Source organism: Methylobacter svalbardensis, from assembly GCF_037671525.1.
Classification (GTDB): domain Bacteria; phylum Pseudomonadota; class Gammaproteobacteria; order Methylococcales; family Methylomonadaceae; genus Methylobacter_A; species Methylobacter_A svalbardensis.
Genome location: NZ_JAWPOH010000024.1, coordinates 1 through 14,845, shown reverse-complemented (window position 1 = coordinate 14,845; position 14,845 = coordinate 1). Strand labels below are relative to the sequence as shown.

General features: G+C 49.3%; 10 protein-coding genes. 7 read left to right on the top strand and 3 right to left on the bottom strand.

What is annotated here, in order from left to right; translation table 11 throughout:
* The first annotated feature begins 8 nt into the window (after positions 1–8).
* Positions 9–557 carry a hypothetical protein gene (locus RW114_RS10915; RefSeq protein ID WP_340122782.1) on the top strand — a complete coding sequence of 183 codons (549 nt, stop codon included), beginning with the start codon at positions 9–11 and terminating at the stop codon, positions 555–557.
* Positions 558–638: 81 nt separating this feature from the next.
* Here RW114_RS10915 and RW114_RS10910 read toward each other — a convergent pair whose 3' ends face one another.
* Positions 639–1,979: a sigma-54-dependent transcriptional regulator gene (locus tag RW114_RS10910; protein ID WP_340122781.1), complete on the bottom strand. Its 1,341-nt coding sequence runs from the start codon at positions 1,977–1,979 to the stop codon at positions 639–641.
* Positions 1,976–3,604, bottom strand: coding sequence for a sensor histidine kinase (locus RW114_RS10905; RefSeq protein ID WP_340122780.1), 1,629 nt, complete (start codon positions 3,602–3,604; stop codon positions 1,976–1,978). The genes RW114_RS10910 and RW114_RS10905 overlap by 4 nt, the downstream gene beginning before the upstream one ends.
* Before the next feature lie 86 nt (positions 3,605–3,690).
* Here RW114_RS10905 and sucC point away from each other — a divergent pair, with 86 nt between their 5' ends.
* The 5 genes from sucC (at position 3,691) to RW114_RS10880 (ending at position 9,007) form a co-directional block, all read left to right on the top strand.
* Complete coding sequence (sucC, locus tag RW114_RS10900; RefSeq protein WP_340122779.1) at positions 3,691–4,914, top strand: ADP-forming succinate--CoA ligase subunit beta; 1,224 nt, start codon at positions 3,691–3,693, stop codon at positions 4,912–4,914.
* Positions 4,911–5,777: a succinate--CoA ligase subunit alpha gene (gene sucD, locus RW114_RS10895; protein WP_340122778.1), complete on the top strand. Its 867-nt coding sequence runs from the start codon at positions 4,911–4,913 to the stop codon at positions 5,775–5,777. The genes sucC and sucD overlap by 4 nt, the downstream gene beginning before the upstream one ends.
* A 38-nt stretch (positions 5,778–5,815) precedes the next feature.
* Positions 5,816–6,040: an addiction module protein gene (locus RW114_RS10890; protein WP_340122777.1), complete on the top strand. Its 225-nt coding sequence runs from the start codon at positions 5,816–5,818 to the stop codon at positions 6,038–6,040.
* 291 nt (positions 6,041–6,331) lie between these two features.
* Positions 6,332–7,942 (top strand): NAD+ synthase, encoded by a 1,611-nt coding sequence (locus RW114_RS10885; RefSeq protein ID WP_340122776.1) that lies wholly within the window; start codon positions 6,332–6,334, stop codon positions 7,940–7,942.
* A gap of 309 nt (positions 7,943–8,251) precedes the next feature.
* Entirely contained in the window at positions 8,252–9,007 is a 756-nt protein-coding gene (locus RW114_RS10880; RefSeq protein ID WP_340122775.1) for a DUF5765 domain-containing protein, read from the top strand.
* A gap of 165 nt (positions 9,008–9,172) precedes the next feature.
* Here RW114_RS10880 and RW114_RS10875 read toward each other — a convergent pair whose 3' ends face one another.
* Positions 9,173–10,564: a PepSY-associated TM helix domain-containing protein gene (locus RW114_RS10875; RefSeq protein WP_340122774.1), complete on the bottom strand. Its 1,392-nt coding sequence runs from the start codon at positions 10,562–10,564 to the stop codon at positions 9,173–9,175.
* Positions 10,565–11,393: 829 nt separating this feature from the next.
* Between RW114_RS10875 and RW114_RS10870 the strand changes: the two genes are divergently transcribed.
* Positions 11,394–14,324, top strand: coding sequence for a PAS domain S-box protein (locus RW114_RS10870; RefSeq protein WP_340122773.1), 2,931 nt, complete (start codon positions 11,394–11,396; stop codon positions 14,322–14,324).
* Positions 14,325–14,845 lie beyond the last annotated feature (521 nt).

Sequence of the window (14,845 nt, the reverse complement as noted above, 5' to 3'; positions counted from 1 at the left end):
GAGCCATTATGACTGAAGGGTTGTTTATATTAACTACTATTTTTGTTGCCTATGTCGTTTATGTGATGATAGGCGAACAGAAAGCAACTGCTAAATCCAAAGCGCCGAAGGCAAAACCTGAAGCGCCGGCAGCCGCTGTCGAACAGCCAAAACCCCAGGTTGCTGTTGCGACAGAAAAACCGGTTGCAGCTAAAACCGTAGCGCCTAAAGCAGCGGCGACTAAAATAGAGCCCCCTAAGCCGGCGGCAACCAAAACCGCTACGTCTGAGGTAGCCGCTAAACCTGCGGCAGCCAAGGCAACTACAGCCAAACCGGCAGCCCCCCAAAAAGCCACCGCTGCCTCCGCGAAGAGCGCGGGATTAAAGGATCCAAAAACGGGCGATATTACTACAGCATATAGTAATTACCGCTTCACCAAGCGCTGGATAAAAGACGCATTGGTTGCAGAAGGTTTGCTGGAAAAAGTCTATAAAAATAACGAGCTGAATGCAGAGACTGATGCGAAAATAAAAGAGGCGATAGGAAAGCTGGAAGCCATGGATAAATATAAAGTTTAGGTTTAAGGTTCAGGGAATATTGAAGGGGAGGCTAAGTTAGTCTCCCCTTTTTATTGAGCTTTAAAACGCCTTTCACCTGCTCTACCCAATATCCAGTTTTTTCAAGCGGTAGCATAACGATCTGCAAGATAGCCCCAGCTGCTTGGCGGCGGCTGTTTTGTCCCAGTGGTTTTCTTCCACCGCAACAGAGAGCGCTTTTCTTTCTATTTTTCCCAAATGCTCTTCCAGGGATACTAAGCTCGGATCAAAATCCTGCGACTTAGCCATGTCATGCGCACCTACCGGCAGGCTCAAATCATCACACTCTATGCGGTTGCCGTCATACAGCGCCAAAGCTCTTTCCAGGATATTTTCAAGTTCACGCACATTGCCCGGAAAATGATACCGTTGTAATGCCGCTGCTGCGGCTGCCGATAAGGCTGGCTGACCCTGTTTGTCGGCAGCGGTCAGTTTGGCCAATATGTGCCCGGTAAGAAGGGGTATATCGCCAAGTCGCTCACGTAAGGGAGGGACATGAAGATCGATGACATTGATACGGTAATATAAATCCTGCCTGAAACTGCCGTCGTTCACCATAGCGTTAAGGTTTTTATGGGTGGCGCTGAGCAAACGAATATCGACCGGAATTTCCTGTTGCTCGCCAACGGGGCGAATTTTTTTTTCCTGGATGGCGCGCAACAGTTTGACTTGCAAAGACAGAGGCAAATCAGCGACTTCATCGAGAAATAAAGTGCCGCCTTCTGCAGCCTGGAACAAGCCTTTTTTGTCGCTGACAGCTCCGGTAAAACTGCCTTTTTTATGACCGAAAAACTCGCTTTCCATCAATTCCAGCGGGATGGCGCCGCAGTTAATTGCTATAAAGGCATGATCGCTACGGGAACTGTGCTGATGAATCAGCCTGGCGACCAACTCCTTACCCGAGCCTGATTCGCCGCTGATATAGACCGGTGCCTGGCTGCGGGCGAGTTTATTTATTTTTGCCCTGATCTCCCGCATGATTAATGAGTCGCCCAGCAAGGTGTGCCGGGACCGTCTTTCTTTAGTGGGACTGGCAGCGGAAAGTTTTAACGCATTGTTTACCAGCAACCTAAGTGCGGGCAAATCAACCGGCTTGGATACAAAATCGAAAGCGCCTTTTTTCATCGCCAAAATGGCCGACTCCATGTTGCCGTGTGCGGTAATAACGGCAACGGGTATCGGAACGAACAGCGTTTGTATGAAGCCGACCAGCTCCAGGCCGTTGCCGTCAGGCAGCTTCATGTCGGTCAGACAAAGATCGAAGGACTTTTGTTGCAATAATGCCTTGGCATCACCTATATTTTCGGCACCGCAAGTTTGAATATTCATCCTGTTAAGAGTGATTTCCAGCAGTTCGCGAATATCGGGTTCGTCGTCTACAATCAAGGCCAGTGGTTTTTTCATAGGTCAATTAGGGTCTGTTCCGCGTTCAACAAGCACAGTCTAAAACAGCTTCGCTTATCGTCGGTTAAATAATAGTTCAATTTTGCCTGATTTAATTCGGCTAATTCTTTGGAGATATAAAGTCCTAATCCTGTGCCGCTGGACGATGTGGTAAAAAAGGGTTCAAACAGGTGAAGTTGCTGTTCACTGCTAATGCCGGCACCATTATCGATGATGGCTATGCAGGGCGTCTGTTGTACGAAAAACACCTGTAAAATTATCGGCCCGGCCTCAGGCTTGCCATGTCTCAGGGCGTTGCGACATAAGTTGTCCATAATCTGCCTTAAATGACCGGGATCTATCAGTACACAGACCGATTCAGCCGGATATGAAAGCCTGAAAGCATCCCTGTTAACGGAATGTTCCAGCGTGAAATTTTCCAGGTAATTGTCCAGCCATGGTTTTAAATAAAGCTGCTCCCGCCTTGAATCGGTTCTTCTGGACAGCTGTAAAATATCTTCAATGATATGGTTGACGCGAATTGAATGGGTCTGGATGATTTGGGTCAAGCGCTTATCCTGAACGGATAACAGCGAGTTTTCCGCAAGTAATTGTCCGGCATGGCTGATAGCGCCTAAGGGGTTGCGTATTTCGTGGGCAATACTGGCGGTGAGTCGACCCAGCGAGGCCAGTTTGCTTTGCTGTACTTGCTGATTATAAAGCGCAATATCCTCAAGAATAATCATGTAAAAAAACTCATTACCTGTCGGCAAAGGCGTGAACCGGCTATGAACTTGGGACTGATCCGGTAGTTCGAGCAGCACAAGACCCTGTTCCGGATCAGCTAACCACGTTTGAAATGCCAGCGATAAATGGCTTGAAATATCGCTTAAATTAACCGGCAGTACCGCTAAATTTATCAGCCGTAATGCGGACTCATTGGCCATCTGAATGTTTTGCTGTTTGTTGGTGATAATGATGCCTGATTGCAGATGCTGGATTATGTACTTGTTGAGATCCTCCAGTTTCGTGATAGTTCGTTTCTGCTGATCGGCAAGCTGTAATATTTGTTCGCTACGCTTTGCGAGAATATAGGACAGCAACGCAATGGTAAAAAATGCAGCACCCAGCATGCCGGCATTGGCATAAGAGGTCGAGTCAAAACTGCGCGTGTAATCGGCAACAACTTGTTCGGTCAACACCGCCAGACTGGCTAAGGCGGCAAAAAGCATCGCACAACGGCCGCCGATTAATAACCCGCCGGCGGCGATGGAGACCGCAAGCAATACGCCCATGCCGCTGTTAATGCCGCCGGAGGCATGCATGATCAAGGTAAGTATCAGTATGTCGGTAAAAATGAGCAACTGCGCTTGTGTGGTGTAGCTTATGAGTCTCCAGACTACGCAGATACCAGAGATGATTGAGAGTATCAGGTAACTTTGGCTGCTGTAAGTGAATAAGTTACTGTCGTAAGTACCGAGTAATGAAGTATTGGTGCTACTGTAAAACAAACCGACAAACAGGCCTGCCAGGACCAGTCGATAGCCTAAAAAAACTTTCAGCAATAACCAGGCTTGTTGGGCAGGAATTCCGTAGCCTTTGGAGAATGGGCAGGGAAAGATGGTCTCATTGGAATTTGGCGGCATAGTTGTTTTTAGAATAGCGTTTTACAGGGACTTGGTTAAAATGCTCAGTAACGCCCTTAATCGTAGCATTTAGTTATCATCTGCGCGTGAAAAATACCCGCCGGACCTTACAGGAGCAATCAATGAATATTCATGAGTATCAGGCTAAACAGCTGTTTTTGCATTACGCGATACCGGTGCCTGACGGCAAACAGGCGAAAACCCCCGAAGCTGCCGAACAGGTTGCCGAGGAACTGGGCGGCGACGGTTGGGTGGTTAAGGCTCAGGTTCATGCCGGTGGTCGTGGCAAGGTCGGCGGTGTAAAGCTGGCCAAGAGCCTGGCTGAAGTGGCCGAATTTAGCCGGGACATGCTCGGAAAGCGGCTGGTAACCAAACAGACCGGCGCGGAAGGCTTACCGATTAACTCGCTGCTGATAGAAAAAACCTACCCGATCAGGCGTGAGTTATATCTGAGCATTCTGGTCGAGCGGAGCAGTGAGCGCATTATTTTTATCGCCTCCGCAGCGGGCGGCATGGATATAGAAACCGTCGCCCACGAAACGCCCGAACAGATTATCTCGGTCCCCGTCCATCCGGCCACAGGCTTGCAAGGCTATCAATGCCGGAAGGTCGCCTATGCCTTGGGGCTCAAAGGCGCGCAGATCAAAGCCTTGGGAAAAATCATGCAGGGTTTGTACGACCTGTTTCTAGCCAAGGACGCCAGCCAAATTGAAATTAATCCGCTGATAGAAACCGACAGTGGCGAACTGATAGCACTGGATGCCAAGATCAATTTCGATGATAACGCGGTAGAGGCGCATCCCGATATTCTGGCGATGAAAGACGCCGAGCAGGAAGATGAAAAAGAAAACAAGGCCCAGCAATTCGGGTTGAATTACATTACCCTGGACGGCAATATCGGCTGCATGGTCAACGGTGCCGGACTGGCTATGGCGACCATGGATCTGGTCAAACTCAAAGGCGGACAACCGGCCAATTTTCTCGATGTCGGCGGCGGCACCAGCGTTGAAAAAGTCTGCGAGGCGTTCAAGCTGATCCTGTCAGATCACAGCGTCAAGGCGGTATTGGTGAATATTTTCGGCGGCATCGTCCAGTGCGATATTATCGCGGCGGGCATTTTAGCCGCTGTCGAACAGGTTCACGTTACCCTACCTGTAGTCGTGCGCCTGGAAGGCACCAATGCCGAGCAGGGCCGTGCCTTGCTAAGCAACACCGGATTGAATCTTTATGCGGCGGATGATTTGGCGCACGCGGCTGAACAAGTCGTAGCACTTGCCCTAAAGGGTACAAGGGCGGAGGCCGCAGCATGAGCATTCTAATCGACAAAGACACCAAAGTAATTTGCCAGGGTTTTACCGGCAAACAAGGCAGTTTTCACTCCCAACAGGCGCTGGATTACGGCACCCGATTAGTCGGCGGCGTAACTCCGGAACGCGGCGGCGAGACCCATTTGGGTTTGCCGGTGTTTAACACGGTACAGGATGCAGTCAACGCTACCTGCGCCACCGCCAGCGTCATTTACGTGCCGCCTTTTTACGCCGCCGACGCGATTCTGGAAGCCGTTGATGCGGGAATTAAACTGATCGTCTGCATCACCGAAGGCATACCCATATTGCAAATGCTGCGCGTCAAGGCGGCGATGGCAGGCACCGGCGCCTTGCTGATCGGCCCCAACTGCCCCGGCATCATCACCCCAGGCGCATGCAAAATCGGCATCATGCCCGGCAAGATTCACCTGCCCGGATCCATCGGCATCGTGTCGCGCTCCGGCACCTTAACCTATGAATCGGTGCATCAAACCACCGCGCAAGGCCTGGGGCAAAGCACCTGCGTCGGCATCGGCGGCGATCCGATACACGGCATGAACTTCGTCGACGTGCTCAGTCGTTTTCAGGCCGATCCGCAAACCCAAGGCATCGTGATGGTCGGCGAAATCGGCGGCGGCGAAGAAGAAGAGGCCGCAGAATACATTAAAGCCCACGTCACCAAACCCGTGGTAGCTTATATCGCCGGACAAACCGCGCCTCCCGGCAAGCGCATGGGCCATGCCGGCGCGATTGTGACCGGCGGCAAAGGTACGGCGGAAGGCAAAGTCGCCGCGCTTAAAGCGGCGGGGATTGAAGTGGTCAGTTCGCCGACCGATATTGGCGTGGCGATGAAGCGGTGTTTGTAACCCAACCTGACATTGGTAGCTAAAGAAATGGAGAAAACATGAAAACCAAAGACCTCATAGCTGAAGCTGTTTCGTTGCCCGTCGAAGAGCGGGCCTTGGTGGTAGACTCTTTGCTTCGAAGTTTAAACACACCGGACTCTGAGATCGATACGAAATGGGCTTTAGTTGCAAAGCATCGTTTACAGCAACTGAGATCAGGCGAGATAACCGCAATTTCTGCTGCTGAGGTGTTTAAAAAAATAGAAACCAGATTTCAGCAGTGAACGTCTTATTTCACCCAGCTGCGGAATCTGAATTTAATGCAGCTATTGATTATTACGAAGAGATTGAAAAAGGTTTGGGATATGACTTTTCACTGGAGGTCTTTGGTAAGAAGATTTCCCTATGGGATTTTATATGCTGAAGAAAAAGATAAAATCTATGTTGTTGCGGTTATGCACCTTCATAGAGATCCCGAGTATTGGAAACATAGAATATAGTGACCACATGCCGGTAGTCTTTACCGTAAATGGTTAACAAATACCACCGACAACCTATAAAAATTATTTCTAAGAATGACCCTAAAAATAGCCCTGGCCCAAACCAATTTCCTGGTCGGCGATATAAACGCCAATGTTGATAACATAGTCAAAGCCGCCATTCATGCCCGCGATCAATTGGGCGCCGATATGATCGTCTTTCCTGAGCTGACGATTACCGGCTACCCGGCGGAAGACTTGTTATTGCGCACCGATTTTATTACCACCGCCAATAATGCGCTTTATCAACTGGCCGACCGCGTTACCGGTATTGCGCTGATCGTCGGTTTTCCCGAACGTGATGGCGACAAGCTCTACAACAGCGCCGCGGTGTTGCATCAGGGCGCGATACTGGCCTGTTACCGCAAACGGGCGCTGCCCAATTACGGCGTGTTTGATGAGCAGCGTTATTTTACGGCGGGCGACCAGCCGTGCGTGTTCGAGTTCAACGGACTGTTTATAGGGCTGACCATTTGCGAGGATGTCTGGAGACCCGGCATAATTGAGGACAACAAACAAGCGGGAGCCGAATTGCTGCTGACCATTAACGCCTCGCCGTTTAATTCGGGAAAAATCCATCAGCGCGAAACTATTGTTTGCAGCCAGGTTAAAGCCGCACAGATTCCGTTGGTGTATGTCAATCAGGTCGGCGGCCAGGATGAATTGATTTTCGACGGCGCATCCTTTGTCGTTGACGCACACGGAGAAATCGTCTTTCGTGCTGCGGAGTTTAAAGAGCAGGTCAGTGTGGTCGAGTTTGACGGCAGTCAACCGCTTAAAACCAGTTGCGCGCCGCTGTATGCTGAAATCTCCAGCGAATATCAGGCTCTGGTGCTGGGCATTAAAGATTATGTCAGAAAAAACGGTTTTCAGGGAGCCCTTTTGGGCCTGTCCGGCGGCATCGATTCGGCGCTGGTGCTGGCTCTGGCCGTTGACGCCTTAGGCGCGGATAAAGTCGAAGCGGTATTGCTGCCGTCACGCTATACGCAAGACATGAGCAACGAAGATGCGGTGCTGGAAGCGGAAGCTTTGGGCGTCAAATACCATATTATTCCGATAGAGCCCGCCGTGAATGCCTTTACCGGCATGTTGGCCGATATTTTTGTCGGCACGGCCAAAGACGCGACCGAGGAAAATATCCAGGCGCGTTGCCGCGGCGTGGTGTTGATGGCGCTGTCGAACAAGCAGGGCAAGCTGTTGCTGACCACCGGCAACAAGAGCGAAATGAGCGTCGGTTACGCGACCTTGTACGGCGACATGTCCGGCGGCTTTGCGCCGATCAAGGACGTACCCAAACTGCTGGTTTACCGCTTGGCGCGTTATCGCAATTCGTTATCTCAAGTGATACCGGAACGGGTCATTATCCGCCCGCCTTCTGCCGAACTCGCGCCCGATCAGGTCGATGCGGACTCCTTGCCGCCTTACGACGTGCTGGACCCGATTCTGGAACGTTATATCGAGAAGGACCAATCCGCCGATCAAATCATCGCCGCCGGATTCAGGCGCGAAGACGTAGCTCGAGCCATCAGCCTGGTAGACCGGAACGAATATAAACGCAGGCAATCCCCGCCCGGAATCAGGATTACGTCCAGGGCGTTCGGTCGCGACCGACGCTACCCGATCACTTCCGGCTATAAGGGAATTTAATGAAAATCAGATACAATAGGCGACCGACCGGTCGGTCGCCCCTACGATGATTAAGAAGGCAATACCCTTTCTCAATTCCTGTCTATTTGTAATACAATAGACAAGTTTACAACCGTTTGTTTCGATCACCAGATGTTCCTGCCGGCGGATTATAAAAACAAGGCTATAGCTGCGTTGGCTGACGATATTACCTGTTGATTTTCAATAGAAACATACTTTCTAACAACTCGCATAGCCCATAAAACATTACTGCTGCTTCAGATACATTCAAGAGTAGACAGTATTTAATAATTTAAAAAGGTCAGTTTTATGTGTTGGAGTGGTGAAGCGTCCGGTGTTTTAGCCGTCGCAGGTCTTAGTACCGCAGCTTATGTTGCAATTAAACAGGGGGAATCAAAAGAACTCTGGGTCCCGTTAACTTATTTTGCCTTAATGGAATTATTACAGGCGGCAACTTATGTCTATATCGATTTATGTGACAATCCGAATAATCAGATACTCACACTTTTGGGCTATTTACATGTCGCATTCCAGCCGTTTTTTGTCAATATGGTCGCGATGTACTTCATCCCGGAAAGCGTCAAACTAAAAATACAAACCACGGTTTATACCCTATGCGGCATCGGCACGCTGTTCATGCTGATCAAGATGTACCCTTTTGCCTGGGCGGGATCCTGCAACATCGGCATAGAAGGTTTTTGCGGGCCGAGCGTCTGTTCCACCTCCGGTTCCTGGCATATCGCCTGGCAAATGCCGTTGAACGGACTGATGTCAGACCCGGTCGGCTGGCTGTTCGGCTTTAACTGGGGTTTGCATGCGTTTACTTATATCGTCGTCGCTTTTTACCTGCCGCTTATGTACGGCTCGTGGCGTTTCGTGGGCTTCCATTATTTAATCGGCCCGTTTATTTCCGATATTACCACCACCGATCCCAACGAATATGCGGCGGTTTGGTGCTTGTTTTCCATCGCTTTATGCGTATCGGTCATTAAATCCCCGATCAGAAAACACCTGCACGTTAAAACCTGGCCTTTTTATAAAAAGTATATTGGCGATTCGCTGTAGCTTCCAAATATTACTATCTCGTTCCCACGCGCTGCGTCGCTGCCATTAAGTTAAGCGGATTAGACAAAATAATGGCTAATGTCTTAACTTAATGACAGTGACGCACTACGTCCCATATACGCGAGACGCTGGTCGCAAATCCGCTACCTCCAAACCCCGCCTACATTACTTTTTCCCTAAGCGTTTTTGTTGATTTATCCTCGAACGCAGCCATTGCAATAGGGCTACGCCGCGCTTGATAACATACGGCGCATAGTATTTTGCCCTTTGCAGCAGTAATACCAGCAGCTGAAAAAGCATCATCCCTAGTCGATACAGCGCTTGTTGCACTCGATAAAATAAGGGTCGCAGCGCCGCAACATTCAGCTCTCTATCCCTGATGTTGCCGCGCCGATGCAGCCAGCGTAGCAAGCCGCTGACATACAGAACGAACAAGCCGATACCGGCAAGAAACCAGAGCAACCGGCCGGTCGCGCCAAAAGCCTCGCCGGTGTGCAGCGGCCATATCCAGATGGTAAAAACTTCACCCTGATTAAATCCGGACGGGTCGCGCACTTCTTTAATCTGTCCGCTCCAGCGATCCACCCAGACCGTCGTATAGGGATGCCGAAGATTGATTTCATCGCCTTGCCGCAAGTTAATCCGATAAATTCCGCTGTCACCGGCGGGCGTGGTCACACGTCTGAGTTCGGCTCTCGGAAACGGGCCGCGTGCGATGAATTCCGCCGATTCCAAGGCGACCGGGTGATTGTTCGGAATCGCCGAGCTGATGATGTTTTTCCCGGTTCCGCCGTGCTCCATGCCCGATGTGCCGACCAGCGCTGCCAATATCGACGGATAACTCAGATGAAAACCGGTGAACGCCAGCAACAATAAGATCGATGCACTCAACAGTCCGATCAGACGGTGCAGGTCGAAGGCAAGCTGGATCATGCCGACATGATGACGAATCCTTAATGCCAGGGAAGGTTTGTATGCCGCCAGCCTGCCGGGAACAGTCGGGGAAAACGCTGCCCGAATGCCCCGCAGTCCCGGCCACCACAAATAAATGCCGGTACCGATAGAAACCATCAGCAATAAGCCCAAAATACCCACCGCATTCCAGCCGAAGCGATTTAGCTGTAACTGGGTATGCAAATCAAGCAGCCAAGTGCTTACTGTTTGTCCCCAGAACCGACTGGCAACGACCTCGGCGGTATACGGGTTTACCGACACCATCAGCGGCGCGTACAGCTCGAAGAACGTCTCTCTGGGTTTCTCGTACCAGACGGTAATCATGCCCCGCGGAGACCTGGGCATTTCCATAGTCCAGGAGCCGTAACGGTCGGGATGTGCCGCTCGCACGGCGCTGATGATTTTATCCAGCGATTGCCGCTTGCCCAATGGTTGCTCGATAACCAGCGTGGGGTTCAACAGCTCATCCAGTTCTTCGCGGTAAACGCTGATACTGCCGGTCAAGCCCATCAGCGCAAAAAAGAATCCGGCGATTAAGGCCAGATAAAGATGAATCTTAATCCAGGTTGCCCGGTTGAGCAGGCGTTGAATGGGCAATTGCATGGCGTTGTTTTGAGATAAAAACGATTATTATCCCATACGGAATTCTGTCGTGTTTATTTTGTCCAACCCGCCGAACGGATGTTGATTCCAGGGAATGTTATTTGCTTTTACCATGAAGGATATGAAGAATTTGCTGTATTGACTTGCTGCGTTTTCTATAGCGATTATTTTATAAAGCAAAACTTTTTAGTCCTCGCTTTAATAGCTTTACAGTAAAGTTGAGGAGAAATCCTTATTCGACAAATCGCCAAATTTTATTTACTTCATTATCTTCATGTCCTTCATGGTTATAAAAACAAGTTATAAACTGGATAAACCTAGAAAAATTATTTGATCCACGAAAAACACAAAAAGCACGAAAATATTTAAAGAGATACCCAGTTGTAGATCGTCACCCAAAGGGTGAATGACTGCGTAATACAACATACTGATTTCTTTCGTGTCTTTCGTGGACTAACTGCGGCTTTTAGGATAAAGGAACAATGAAACATTGTTGCATCAGCATCCTTTTTATCGAGATTTATATCAATGTATTAGAACAATAATGGTATTTATCTTCATGAAAGTTTAAACTTCAGCTTATTCTTTTGGAATTGAAAAGACGCCTATCGATGATCCGACTCCGTCATTCGTCGGCCCCAATACAAAAGGCCTACGACACTACAGAGCTTTATTGTTGCCCCGCCTCAGGTGATCAAAAATCCCCGAGTGGCATGACTCATGCATCTAGCCACTTGCTCACAAACCTTACCCGACTTTTACCCGGGCTTTCGATGTTGACTGTAATAATGAACATGTCCACCGTATCAATCTCTAAGAGAAAGCAGCGATGAGTTATTGGGATTCCCAGACGATGGGACTGATCTACCTGGTCTACGGTCTGGCTTTTTTCGTGCTGGGTGTGGTTGCCTGGATGCTGCCCAAGCGGAATACGACGTGGTACCACTTCGCCCCGCATTTGTCACTGCTGGCCGCATTCGGCATTCTGCACGGCATCGTGGAGTTCATTGAAATGCAGAGGCTTAGCCATTCAGCCGAGTGGTTAACTGGCTTGAGCCGTTTGTTGCTGGCCGCTTCCTATCTGTCGTTACTGGAGTTCGGTCGGCGCACCTGGGTCGTTATTTCGCGATCGACCCGGCTGTCGGCGCCTTGGGTGTACGGCATTGCGATCCTCGGGGTAGTAATGCTGTCACAATGGACAAGCGACCCCTTTATCGGTCTGGCGGTAGGAGCGCGTTGGTTTATCGGTGCCCCGGCGGCGATGCTGACCGGTCTGGCGCTGTTCGCCGTCCAGCGGAAAATAAAAACAACCGGCCGCAATGCGAACTGGCTGCGCCTCGTTGCGCTGGCATACATCTGCTACAGCGTGCTTAACCTGGTTCCGTTACAGAGCGACCCGTATCTACCCTCATGGCTACCAACGCAGGCGAGCTTCCTCGCGCTGTTTGACCTTCCGATCCAGTTGTTACGCACGCTGTGCGCAGTGGCGGCAACCTTTGGCTTGGTGTTACTGGTACGACTAGCCGGTGATAACTGCCAAGTGGACGCTACCATCTTCGAGTCGCATGAACCGATAGTCATCACCGATATCAATTCGGTCATTTTACGCATCAACAAAGCCTTTACCGCCTCCACCGGCTACACTGTCGAGGATATAGTAGGCCGTAAAATAAACCTGCTCAAATCGGGTCGCCATGACGATGCCTTTTATGCGGCGATGCGAGAAAGCATCAATCGCACTGAAACCTGGCAGGGGGAAATATGGGATCGGCGCAAGAATGGCGAAAATTTTCTCAATCGGTTAACTGTCTCTACGGTAAAAGATGCCGCCGGTGCAGTCATTTATTACGTTGGCATGTATTTTGACATCACCGATCGTCAAAAAATACAGCAATTATTACAGGACAAAGAGCAGATGTTGTCCGAAGCGCAGCGCATCGGCCATGTTGGCAGTTGGTCTATGGAGTTGGCGACCGGTAATCTTAGCTGGTCGGAAGAATTGTATCGAATTTATGGCGTTACGCCGGAGACATTCGGACACTCCGAGCAAGCATTTCTCAATTTGATTCATCCCGATGACCATGCCGCGATGAAAAGGTGGCTCAGCGACTGCCGGACCGGGAAGGAGTGGCGGGAGCTGGATTTTCGTATTATACGGCCGGACAGCAGCGTTCGTTTTATTCGTGGTAGCGGCGGATTGCAAGGCGATGAAATAAACCATCCGCTACGCATGGTCGGAATTGCGCAGGACATCACCGAGCGCAAACAAATGGAAAAAGAGCTAAAAGCCAGCGAGGCAACATTCCGTTCGATTATCGAGGTTTCCCCGGTGCCGATGGTGTTGGATGATGAGCAGTTTAATATTACCTTCCTGAATCCGGCGTTTGTAAAAACCTTTGGTTACGACTTTGATGATATCCCCACCATAGACGACTGGTGGACAAAAGCTTACCCTGATCCGGACTATCGGCAGTGGGCCAAGGATGCTTGGTACACGACACTAAAAAAATCCAAACGGAAAAAAGCCGGCTTGGCGCCTATGGAAGTCGCTATTCGCTGCAAGAACAACAGCATTAAAACGGTATTGGTGTCTGTCGCTGCCGTTCATCACGATTCTGCAAGTTTGTATTTGGTGATACTGTACGACATTACTCAGCGCAAACAAATGGAAACCAAGCTCAACGCCATTTTTAATGCGGCCGCGGAAGGCATTATCACTGTGGATATGACGGGCAATATCGTATCGGCTAATACCGCAGTAGAGACTATTTTCGGTTATAAACCGGACGAGTTGCTGGGTTGCAGTATTGATAAACTGATGCCGTCATCGCCAAGACCAATAAATGATGGCTGTTTGCCTCCTACCATGCAATCTGTAGGGCGAATTCGGGAGATTGAAGGCCTACGTAAAAACGGTTCTGCGGTGCCCCTGGATCTATCCATGGCAGAATTTTCAATCGATAGTGCGCAATATTTTACCCATATTGTCCGCGATGTGAGTTTGCGCAAATACCAGGAGCAACAAGACAAAACGCATCTTGACGAACTCGCCCATGTCACTCGCCTTGGACTGATGGGAGAAATGGCTTCGGGCATTGCTCATGAAGTCAACCAACCTTTGACGGCAATTTCCAGCTATACGCAGGTTAGTTTAAACCTTGTTAACACTGAAAATCCTGATCTGGTAAAACTCACCGAGGTCTTATCCAAAACTCAGCAACAGGCTTTAAGAGCGGGAAAAATAATTCATCGGATGCGGGAATTTGTTAAATCTCATGCTAAACATCGGTCAACCGCCGACGTTAATAGTTTGATTCATGATACTCTCGATATGTGTATTGCTGAGCTTAAACAAAGCGACATAGAGCTGACAGTTGAACTGGAACACGATCTGCCGCCTGTCTATGTCGATCATATTCAAATTGAACAGGTGCTCATAAACCTGATCCGAAACAGCATTGATGCCTTACTGAGCTTACCCGCAAAACAGCAACGTCAATTAAGCATCCACAGTCACTTGGTTCCCAACAAAGGCATACAGGTCAGGGTGAAGGATAATGGACCGGGACTTGATGAAGACCAACAACAAAAAATATCAGCGCCTTTTTACACCACCAAGACAAACGGCATGGGCATGGGACTATCCATCAGTCGCTCGCTGATCGAGGCCCATGAAGGTATGTTACATTTCAACAGCGAACCGGGGAAAGGCACGACTTTCTATTTCACATTACCCCTAGAAAAATCTGATGTGCCATGAGGGTGCTGATGCGTAACCATGTCTCATTGCTCCTTTATCCTAAAAGCCGCAGTTAGTCCACGAAAGACACGAAAGAAATCAGTATGTTGTATTACGCAGTCATTCACCCTTTGGGTGACGATCTACAACTGGGTATCTCTTTGAATATTTTCGTGCTTTTTGTGTTTTTCGTGGATCAAATAATTTTTCTAGGTTTATCCAGTTTATAACTTTTTTTATAACCATGAAGAACATGAAGGGAAGAGAATTTGGCGATTTATCGAATAAGGATTTCTGATCAACTTTACTGTAAACTCGATGTTCAAGTTTTTAAGCTTAGAAATACAGCCGGAAAACGGGTAAGCTAATCAGTGTAAACTGCCACGTATTTCAACACCATGTTGATGTACGAGCCGGCACACTTTATAAAATCGTTTGTCACTGATTTAGATGCAGCCCTGGGAAAGCTAAAGTCCAATGCCAGGCTGACGCACCTACAAAAGACTTGGCTAGGATTTTGTTTAACGGGGATGTTACTGACC